The organism is Nocardia sp. NPDC058480, from assembly GCF_042720495.1.
Taxonomy (GTDB): Bacteria; Actinomycetota; Actinomycetes; order Mycobacteriales; family Mycobacteriaceae; genus Nocardia.
The window spans coordinates 81,739-91,529 of record NZ_JBHXMN010000009.1 but is presented as its reverse complement, the minus strand read 5'-3'; the positions used below and the strand labels follow the sequence as shown (position 1 = coordinate 91,529).

Annotated in this window: 7 protein-coding genes; 3 read left to right on the top strand and 4 right to left on the bottom strand. The window is 68.1% G+C overall.

What is annotated here, in order from left to right; genetic code table 11:
* Positions 1-6: 6 nt before the first annotated feature.
* The 3 genes from nbtC to ACFWO8_RS21465 are packed head-to-tail and all read right to left on the bottom strand — an operon-like array spanning position 7 to position 5,313.
* Entirely contained in the window at positions 7-3,258 is a 3,252-nt protein-coding gene (gene nbtC, locus ACFWO8_RS21475; protein ID WP_378953695.1) for a nocobactin polyketide synthase NbtC, read from the bottom strand.
* A complete protein-coding gene (locus ACFWO8_RS21470) occupies positions 3,251-4,564 on the bottom strand; it encodes a polyketide synthase (protein WP_378953692.1) in 1,314 nt (437 codons plus the stop codon). The genes nbtC and ACFWO8_RS21470 overlap by 8 nt, the downstream gene beginning before the upstream one ends.
* Positions 4,561-5,313 (bottom strand): thioesterase II family protein, encoded by a 753-nt coding sequence (locus tag ACFWO8_RS21465; protein WP_378953690.1) that lies wholly within the window; start codon positions 5,311-5,313, stop codon positions 4,561-4,563. Before ACFWO8_RS21465 ends, ACFWO8_RS21470 begins: the two co-directional genes overlap by 4 nt.
* 256 nt (positions 5,314-5,569) lie before the next feature.
* Here ACFWO8_RS21465 and ACFWO8_RS21460 point away from each other — a divergent pair, with 256 nt between their 5' ends.
* Positions 5,570-6,232, top strand: a complete 663-nt coding sequence (locus ACFWO8_RS21460) for a GNAT family N-acetyltransferase (protein WP_378953688.1) — start codon at positions 5,570-5,572, stop codon at positions 6,230-6,232.
* A 61-nt stretch (positions 6,233-6,293) separates the two neighbouring features.
* On the opposite strand, the gene ACFWO8_RS21455 is transcribed toward ACFWO8_RS21460, so the two are convergent.
* The gene (locus ACFWO8_RS21455; RefSeq protein WP_378954247.1) at positions 6,294-7,565 is read right to left on the bottom strand and encodes a SidA/IucD/PvdA family monooxygenase; all 1,272 of its coding nucleotides are present in this window, start codon (positions 7,563-7,565) and stop codon (positions 6,294-6,296) included.
* A gap of 102 nt (positions 7,566-7,667) precedes the next feature.
* On the opposite strand from ACFWO8_RS21455, the gene ACFWO8_RS21450 reads away from it, so the two are divergent.
* Positions 7,668-8,375, top strand: coding sequence for a siderophore-interacting protein (locus tag ACFWO8_RS21450; protein WP_378953685.1), 708 nt, complete (start codon positions 7,668-7,670; stop codon positions 8,373-8,375).
* Positions 8,376-8,470: 95 nt separating this feature from the next.
* Positions 8,471-9,682: a pyridoxal phosphate-dependent aminotransferase gene (locus tag ACFWO8_RS21445; protein WP_378953683.1), complete on the top strand. Its 1,212-nt coding sequence runs from the start codon at positions 8,471-8,473 to the stop codon at positions 9,680-9,682.
* Positions 9,683-9,791: the final 109 nt, after the last annotated feature.

The window sequence follows — 9,791 nt, the reverse complement described above, 5'->3', positions numbered from 1 at the left end:
GGCCCCTCAGCCCTGGTTGGTGTTGCGTGCCATAAGCAGCACGACATCGTCGAGCGATGCGCCGCCGAGAATCGCCGCGACCGGCAGATCGCGATCCAGCTCCGCTTTCACGCGCTTGCGGAAGTCCAAGGCCTGCAAGGAATCGAGACCGAGCGCGACCAATGGCATGGTGGCGTCGATGGATTCGGCGCTGTCGCCGCCGATCACCTTGAGCAGCTCGGTGCGCATGCGCAGGTCGAGTGCGATGCCGCCGTGCGCGGCACCGGTGGACACCGGCGCGCTCGATCGTGTGCCGGGCAGGTCGGCGTCCGACTGTGTGCCCGGGTCTGCCGATTCGAACGCGACGGTGGCCGCCGTACTCGAGTTTCGTGCGGGCGCGGCGGATTCGAGGCCGGTGAGCACGCTGGCCTGACCGAACGCCCCGAGTACCTCGCGCAGGAAGTCCCAGTCGGCGGCGATGATCATGCCGTCACGCACCGGTACGGCGAGTCCGGCCTCGATCGCGTCGGCGGGCACCATCGGGTACACGCCCGCTTCCTCGACCCGGGCGAACCCAGCATCGTCGAGCGGACCGGCGACGCTCCACAGACCCCACTGCAGGCTCGCGGCGGCGATGCCACGGGCGCGGAGCCGACGGGCCGCTACATCGAGCATCCGGTTGGTCACCGCGTACAGGACCTGCCCGCGTCCGCCCAGCGTCGCCGCCATCGACGAGCACAGCAGGACCCGGCCGTCCACGGTCAACGGGATCGCGTCGATCAGGTTGTCCAGGCCGCGCAGCTTCGCGGCGGCGGCGGTGCGCACGGCATCGTCGGTGATCTGCGCGAGTTCGGCGTCCACGTAGTTGACCGCAGCGTGAAGCACCAGGTCCACGGGGCGATCGGCGATCTCGGTACCAAAAGCCCCCGCGGCGGCGGCATCGCTCACATCGCAGGACCGCACCACGATCTCGGTCGCGCCGATACCGCGCAGCCGAACCAGTTCCGGTGCCAGCGCATCGGTTTCGCCGCTGCGACTCAGCAACGTGACCCGGCCCGCACCCGTGCGTGCCAGATGATCGGCGAAGCGCAGACCCAGCTGACCGGTACCACCGACGATCACGACATGATCGAGATCTGTTCCCAGCGAACCGGTTTCACTGGTCGTATCGACGACCAGGCGCTTGACGAACAGTTTGCCTGCCCGCAGGGCCAGCTCGGCCTCGCCGCTGGAGTGCACCGCACCGACGATCTTGGCGGCCTGGGCGGGAGCGGATTCCTGCGCGGCGAGATCGAGGTGCCGGAAGAGGATTCCCGGGTGTTCGATACCGACACTGCGGAATCCGGCGCTGACGCCCGACTGGAACAGCCCGGGAATCGGGTCGCCGTCGTGCACGGTCTCGCCGCCGACAGTGAGCAGCCAGCACTCGCCACCGGGACGGAGCGCGGACAACGCCGGAGCCCAGCGACGTTCGGCATAGAACTCGGCCAGCGCATCGATCGCGCCGGCACTGTCGTCATCGCGGCCCGGAGGAAGCAACACGACCACGGAATCGAAGCTCGCGCTCGAGCCCTGGTCAGCCGAGCCGAAGGCCACCGCGACACTCGGGTCACCGGTGAGTTCCGGTCGGCCGACGACGCGCGCATCGGCACCGTGCCGATCAGCGGCGGCGACAAGGGCGGCGGCCAGCTCGGCACATTCGCCGGTGTGGTCGACGATGAGCAGGCTGCGCGGCGCGGTCAAGGACCGGCGTTGCAGCGGCGTCCACTGTTCCACCAGCCGTTGGGGTTTCGGGGTGGTGACGGCGAGTTCGGCGGGGGTTTCGTTGGCGCCGAGGGGGGCCCAGAGGCGCTTGGCGTTGGTGACGGTGTGCGGGAAGTCGCGCAGCGGGAGGCTGACGGTGTTGTCGACCCGCAGCGCGTCCCAGCGGTAGCCGATGTCGAGGACGGCGACCTGGGCGAGATTGCGGGTGAACTCGGACAGCCCGTCCGCGGTGCGCAGCGAGGTGCCGAGGACACGGAAATCGCGCGCGGGCAGGCCGGGGCGGTTCGGGACCAGGCCCAGGTTTTCCTGGATGGCCAGTTGCAGCACGGGATGCTCGGCGACCTCGATCAGCAAGTCGACGCCGTCACTGCCGGCGCTGACCACGGCCCGGTCGAACCGCACGCGGTTGCGCAGGTTCCAGAACCAGTACTGCTCCTGCTCGAGGTCGGGCGTGATCTGCTCGCCGAGAGTCGCGCCGTAGCAGGCGATCTCGGACGCGGTGAAGTTCGGCGTGCTCATCTCGTCGCCGAGGAAGCCTTCGAAATCAGCCCGCACCTCGGCGACGATGGAGGTGTGTGCCGGGAAGGCGACCCGGATCTCCCTGGCGAACTGGCCGCGCGCGGTGGCGGCGGCCACCAGATCGACGACGCAGCCGCGTTCACCGGAGATGGCGATGATGTGCGGCGAGTTGACGACCGCGAGTTCGGCCCAGCCCGAGTGCCGCGCCATCAGCGCTTCCACACTCTCGCGGTCCATCCCGAAGACCGCCATCGAATAGCCGCGCGGGGACAGCCGGTCCGCGAGCAGGGCACGATGGGTCACCGCGAGCACCGAATCACGCAGCGTCATCACACCGGAGACCGCGCCCGCGGCGAGCTCGCCCTGGCTGTGGCCGATGGTCGCGTGCGGGTCGACACCCGCCGCTCGCCACAGCGCGGCCAGGCCCGTCATGTGGAACATCAACGCGGGCTGTACTTCCCACACCGTGTCCTCGTACTGCCCTTCGTCGCCGAGCAGATAGTGCAGCGGCTGGGAATGCCCGAAGCGTTCGGCATGGATGGCGGCGCACTCGTCGACGACGGCGCGGTAGGCGGCCGACAGCTCGTAGAACGCCGCGCCCATACCGGGCCGCTGACTGCCCTGACCGGGGAACACGAATCCGATCCGACGCGCGCTCGCCGGCACGTCGCCGTGCACGACGAGTGCGTGCTCGGAGCCGGTCGCGATCGCGTCGAGCGCGGAAAGCAGGTCATCGGTTGCCCGTGCAGGGGAACCTTCGGCCGCCTCCACAGCGGGCCTGTCCCCGGTGGCACGGGTTGATGAGGCCAGAATCAGCGCCCGGCGACGCCGGGGCACGCGGGTGCGGAACAGCATGTCCGACAACCGTTCCGCGGTGACCTCGGGGTGCGCGGCAACGTAATCGCGCAGCGCGGCCGCCTCGGCGCGCAGTCCATCGACACTGTCGGAGGACAGCAGCACGGGAACGCTGCCGTCCGGCAAGCGGTACTCAGCCATGGTTGGTTTCCTCCAGCACCGGCAGGCCGACGATGGCGTGCGCGTTGGTTCCCGCGACACCGAACGAGGACACCGCGGCGTAGCGCAGGCCGTCCGCGCGTGGCGCCCAGTCGGTGAGTTCGGCCGCCAGGCGCAAACTGGTTGCGTCCCAGTCGATATCGGTGGTCGGCGCGTCGGCCCACAGGCTCGGTGCGATGGCGCCGTGCGCACCGCACAGCAGCACCTTGATCAGCCCGAGCATCCCCGAAGCCGCTTGGGCGTGGCCGGTGTTGGACTTCACCGAGCCGAGCAGCGGGCCGTCGGTGCGGTCAGGATTGCCGTAAGTCGCTGCGAGCGCGGTCAATTCGAGTGGATCACCGACAGCGGTGCCGGTGCCGTGACCTTCGATCAGGCCGATGTCGTCGGCGCTGATCCCGGCCGCGGCGACAGTGTCGGTGATCAGCCGCTGCTGAGCGCTCGCGCTGGGCACCGCGATCGGGGCACCCGCGCCATTGTGGTTGACGCGCGAACCGAGCAGCTGCCCGTAGATCCGGTGGCCGAGTGCCTTTGCCCGCGATTCCCGTTCCAGCACGATGACTCCCGCGCCTTCGGCCCACAGGGTGCCGGTCGGGTCGGCAGCGTAGGAACGGCAGTGGCCGTCGGTGGCGAGGGCGTTGTTCTTGGAGAACTCGTAGAACGCGCCGGGCGAACCCATCACGCACACCCCGCCCGCGAGCGCCCAGTCGCACTCGCCCGCGCGGATGGCTGAGGCCGCCTGATGCACGGCGGTCAGCGACGACGCGCACGCGGTATCCACGCTGATCGACGGACCGACCAGGCCGAGCCCGTGCGAGATCCGCCCGGCCACCGCACCGAGCGCGGTGCCGGTCGCGCGATAGCCGCTGTACTCGTTCACCGACCCCACCCGCGGCCCGTACTCGACCGTCGAGACACCCATCCATACACCGGCCGAATCACCGTCCAGCGCACCGGGATTGATGCCCGCGTGCTCGAGTGCGCGCCAGGCCACCCGCATGGCCACCCGCTGCTGCGGATCCATCGCCACCGCTTCGCGCGGGGTGATGCCGAAGAACTGCGCGTCGAACTCGGTCGCGCCGTCGAGGAACCCGCCCGCGTCGCGGACCGGCGCCCAGCCCTCGAGCCTGCCGAGGGCGAACAGCTCGTCGAGCGGCCAGTCACGGTCGCGTGGGAAGGGGCCGATCAGTTCGCGTCCGGACGCGAGGGCCGACCAGAAATCGGGCAGGTTGTCGATGCCGCCGGGGGCTTCGACACCCATCCCGACGATCACGATGGGATCAGAGTTCATCGCGCGAGCGCCTGGCCGACGAGCGCCTCGGCGATGCCGTCGATGTTCTCGTCGAGGTAGAAGTGGCCGCCCGCGAACAGGTTGACCTCGATCTCGGCGGTGGTGCTCTGTTCCCAGCCGTAGAGATCGCGTGGGCCGACGAACGGGTCGTCGTCGCCGCCGAGGACCAGCACGGGCGTCGCGACAGCCACTTCGGGGCCGCACGCGTAGGCGTCGAAGGCGCGGTAGTCGGCCTTCAGCACCGGCAGCGCCATCCGGATCACTTCGCGGCTGGCCATCACGTCGGCGCCGGTGCCGTTGAGCGCGGCCATGTGGTCGAGCAATTCGTCATCCTCGGTGGGATGGCCGGGGAGCTCGGCGATTCGGTGCGGTGCGGCGGCCGCGGAGACCACCAGCAAACGCACGGACAACCCCGCGGCCTCGGCCAACCGGACGAACTCGAACGCGACAATGGAGCCCATGCTGTGGCCGAAGACGGTCAGCGGCGCGCCGGTGTTGTGGACCGAGTCACGGAAGGCATCGAAGGCACCCGCGGCCAGCTCAGGCAGGGTCTGCGCGGCGGCTTCCCGCACACGGTCCTGACGGCCGGGGTATTGCACGATCACGGTGTCGAAGTCGGCGGCCATACGCTTGGCGAACACCCGATAGGCCGAGGCGCCCGCCCCCGCGTGCGGGAAGACGATCAGCGGCGGTAGGGAATCGGTCCTGGGGGCCTGAAATTGCCTGATCCAGCCGAGTTCTCTTGCCATGTCGCTCTCCCTCACCGGCCACGCAAAGCTGCGCGGCCGTTTCGCACTATCCAAACGCCGCACTCACGCACGGGCCCGCCCGGCGCAGTCGTCCGGGACCGGGGCGAATCCTGTTGCACCCGAATCCGACCCGGATCGGGGACCGCCCGGCTATCACCGGGCGATCGGTCGGGCAACAATAACACCCAGCCATTAGTATAGGCTAGCCTTACCAATCGAGGTGACCAAGGTAACGATTGAACGGAGCACCGAGCAGATGAACCCCGCCGGGACCCCCACCGCGCTGCCCCGCGAGCAGACCGACCTGCCCGCCGAGGTGGCCGCCGCCCCCGCGCCCGTGCTGCCCGTCTTCGCGGCGCCGTTCAGCCTGCGCCTGGCCGATCCCGACGGTACCGACCCCGAGCTGCTCGCCGAATGGATGGCCCGCCCGCACCTGCTCGAGTCGTGGGAACAGGACTGGGACGCCGAGCGCCGTCGCGAGAACTTCCGCGCCCAGCTGGCCGGAACCTATTCCCGCCCTTGCATTCTCAGCCTGGATTTCGCCGTGCTCGGCGAGCCCGAACACGGCGTGCGCGATATCGCCTACCTGGAGTTCTATCGCGCCGCCAAGGATGAGGTCGGCCGTTTCTACGATAGCGATCCCAGCGATATCGGCTTCCACATCGCCACCGCCGACACCGCGGTGATCGGCAAGGGCATCATGTCGGCGTGGATCTCCACCATGACCACCGCCGTCTTCGCGGCCGACCCCGATTGCCGTCGCGTCCTGGGCGATCCCGACCACCGCAACGTGGCGATCGGGCGCAGTCTGGCCAAGGCCGGGTTCCAGCTGATCGGTGAGATCGATGTCCGCCCCGATCGGCGGATCGCCTTGCAGTACGTTCCTCGCACGCCGGACGACATGGTCGCGCCGCGCTGAGCGCGAGCAAAGAGCCCCTTCTGATCGAGTGTTCGACCGGAAGGGGCTCTTTTGTGTGTGCTCAGCGAGCGATGGCGGCGGCCCGTGCCCGAGCGGGCACCGTCTGCAGCACCCGGTCCGAAAGTTCGCCGAGGCAACTGAGATTCGGGAACCCCGGCCCCTGCGCCATCGCGGCCATGTTCGGGAGGTAGAGCTTCCCGCCGAGCCCGGTGACGGCCAGGTCGTAGCCGATCGATGACTCGATTCGCGACTGCGTCAACGCTCCGCCGACGGCGAGTTCGAGCAGATCCGCGGTCCGCTGATCGAACATCTCGAGGAACCACAGCGGCTGACCACCGGTGGCATCGACCACCAGATCGAACTTGTGCACCTGATCGGCCCGCAACTCGTTGCTCAGCGTCAAAGCCAGCGATTCCCCCTGCGGCGCGATCTTGGTTACCCGGCCCTGCAGGTGGTGAACGCGGTTGTCGCCCAACAGGCTTTCCTGCACGCGCACCGAGAACACCCCGCGGTCGGTGCGCCGGATCACGTCGCGGCGTTCCTGAAGGCTCAGCGCCGCCCATTTCACGGGATCGCTGAACAGCGAGTTCTCGAAGAAGCTCTCGCCGCGGGTGTAGAGGGTGGCCAGCGGGGAGATCACCGAGATGGTGAGCATCTCGTGGCGAACCAGCTCGTCCAGCGCCGAGCCACCGGTCTCGCCGCCACCGATCACCGCGGCGCGCGAGGCGGCCGGCAGCGTGCGTTTGCCTGCGCGGTCCCAGAATTCGGCGATGCTGAGCACGCGCGGATGATCGACAAGGGCGCGGCTGCTGCGGCCGGGGCCGGTGATCATCAGGCCGTCGGCGGTCAGCTCGCTGCGGGTGCCGTCGGCGTCGACCACGTCGACCTGCCACTGCTCGCCATCACCGTGACTGATTCGCTCCACCCGCCCGAGTACCAGCTCGAGGTCGATGGACTTCGCCACCCACTGCAAGTACTTGGCCCACACATGGTGCTGCGGACTCGGCCTGCCGCGGTCGATCCACTCGGCGTAGGTGCCGTGTTCGATCAGGAAGGTGGTCCAGCTGAAAGCGGCCATCGCATGGTCGATGTCGCGATTGCGGCCGCGCGCCCAGGTGGAGTGGTACGGGAAGCCGATGTCCTTCTCAGGGCTGGTGCCGAGACGGTGCTGTCCGTCGGTCCAGCCGCCGGTGGGCAGCCAGTTGCCGCCCACGGCATGCGCCTCGACCACGACAACGCGCGGAGCGGGCATCCCGAGCGAGCGCAGAACGTGCGATTTAGTCGCCACCGCAAGGGCTTTCGGCCCCGCGCCGACTACCAGGAGGGTTTCCACCGGTTCGTTCTCCGCTCTCTCACGCACAGCCAACATTGCATAGGCTTACCTTATTAAACCACCGGAGCGGACAAACAAGTGTCGTTAGGCTAACCTAACGACATGGGTAAGGGATTGAATGGTCTGATAACCAAGGCCTGGGGCGGCGCCGACTACCGGCTGACGGTGACGTCCAACGAGCAGATCACCGACAAGTTCATCCGCATCGGCTTCACCGCGGGCGGCCTGCTCGCCGACCACCCGGTGCATCCGACCCAGTGGATCCGCCTGTGGATTCCCGACGCGACCAGCGACAAGCTGCACCACCGCGGCTACACCCTGGTCGACCAGAACCCCGCCGAAGACACGATGAGCATCGACTTCGCCCTGCACACCGGTCCCGCGGCCGACTGGGCCCGCCGCGCGAAGCCGGGCGATCCGCTCGACGCCACCGTGCTCGGTTCGGACTTCCAGCTCCCCGAGCAGGCACCCAGCGAGTACGTGATCTTCGGCGACACTGCCTCGCTGCCCGCCATCAACTCGCTGCTCGACGCCATCGGCGACACCCCCGCGCGAGTCTGGCTGGAATGGCAGTACGAGTCCGACCAGACCATCCCGGTCAGCAACAAGCCCCACCACACCCTCACCTGGCTCCAGCGCGTCGACGACGGCCGCCTGCTGCGCGAGGCCGCACAGGAAATCACATGTGTCCCAGGGACTTATGGATGGGTCACCTGCGACGGGCACACCACCCGCTCGATCGTGAAGACCCTCAAGACCCAGCACGCCCTGCCCAAGACCTCGATCAAGGCGCAGGCCTACTGGAAGTAAGCGCCCCCGGACCGCTTCCGAACTGCCGCGGTGGGGGCGCCGGATCCCGGCGAGTACTGTGGCGAGCTCCGTCCGTATCACGGTGGGGAGCCGACATGCAGTTCAAACAGTCGAGCAAGCTCGCGAACGTTTCCTATGAAATCCGCGGCCCGATAGCCGAGCACGCCGCCCGGCTCGAGGTCGAGGGACACCGGGTGGTGAAGCTCAATACCGGTAACCCGATGCAATTCGGGTTCGACGCACCGTCGGAGCTGCTGCGCGACATCATCGCCAACCTGCCGATGTCGGCGGGCTACGCGACCTCGAAGGGATTGCTGCCCGCCCGGCGCGCGGTGGTGCAGTACTACGAGGGCCGCGGGGTGGACGACCTCGATATCGAGAACGTCTTCCTCGGCAACGGCGCCTCCGAGCTCATCATGATGGCGATGACCGCGCTCATCGAGAACGGCGACGAAGTCCTGGTCCCCGCACCGGACTTCCCGCTGTGGACCGCCGCGGTGCATCTCAACGGCGGCAAAGCGGTGCACTACCTGTGCGATGAGGGCGCCGACTGGTATCCCGACATCGCCGACATCGCGGCCAAGATCACCGACCGCACGCGGGCCATCGTGATCATCAACCCGAACAACCCGACCGGTGCGGTGTATCCGACCGAGGTGCTCGAGCAGATGCTCGAGCTCGCCCGCCAGCACAATCTGATCGTCTGCTCCGACGAGATCTACGACAAGATCCTCTACGACGACGTCACCCACACCGTCACCGCCTCGCTGGCACCCGACCTGCTGTGTCTGACGTTCAACGGTTTGTCCAAGGCCTACCGCCTCGCCGGCTTCCGATCCGGCTGGCTCACCGTCTCCGGGCCGACCCGTCACGCCGAGAGCTACCTCGAAGGCCTGACGATGCTGTCCGGGTTGCGACTATGCGCGAATGTGCCTGCGCAGCAAGCTGTTCAGGCGGCGCTCGGCGGGCATCAGAGTATCCACGAACTCACCCTGCCCGGCGGGCGACTACTCGAACAGCGCGATCGCGCGTGGACTGCCCTCAATGCGATTCCGGGTGTGTCGTGCGTGAAGCCCAAGGGCGCGCTGTACGCCTTCCCCAAGCTCGACCGTGCGACCTATCGGATCGACAACGACGAGAAGTTCGTGCTGGATCTCTTGCTGGCCACCAAGATTCACGTTGTGCAAGGCACCGGCTTCAACTGGCCCGCACCCGACCACTTCCGCATCGTCACCCTGCCGCACGCCGATGAACTCGACCAGATCATCGGCCGGATCGGCGAATTCCTCTCGACCTACCACCAGTAATACGCCGCTGCGCGGTACGACCTCCATCGCCAGGGCTGCCGTGTGCGGACCGATCGGAGTCTTGCATCCGATGAAATTGCAATCAGATGTACGGAAGGAGACGCCGCGG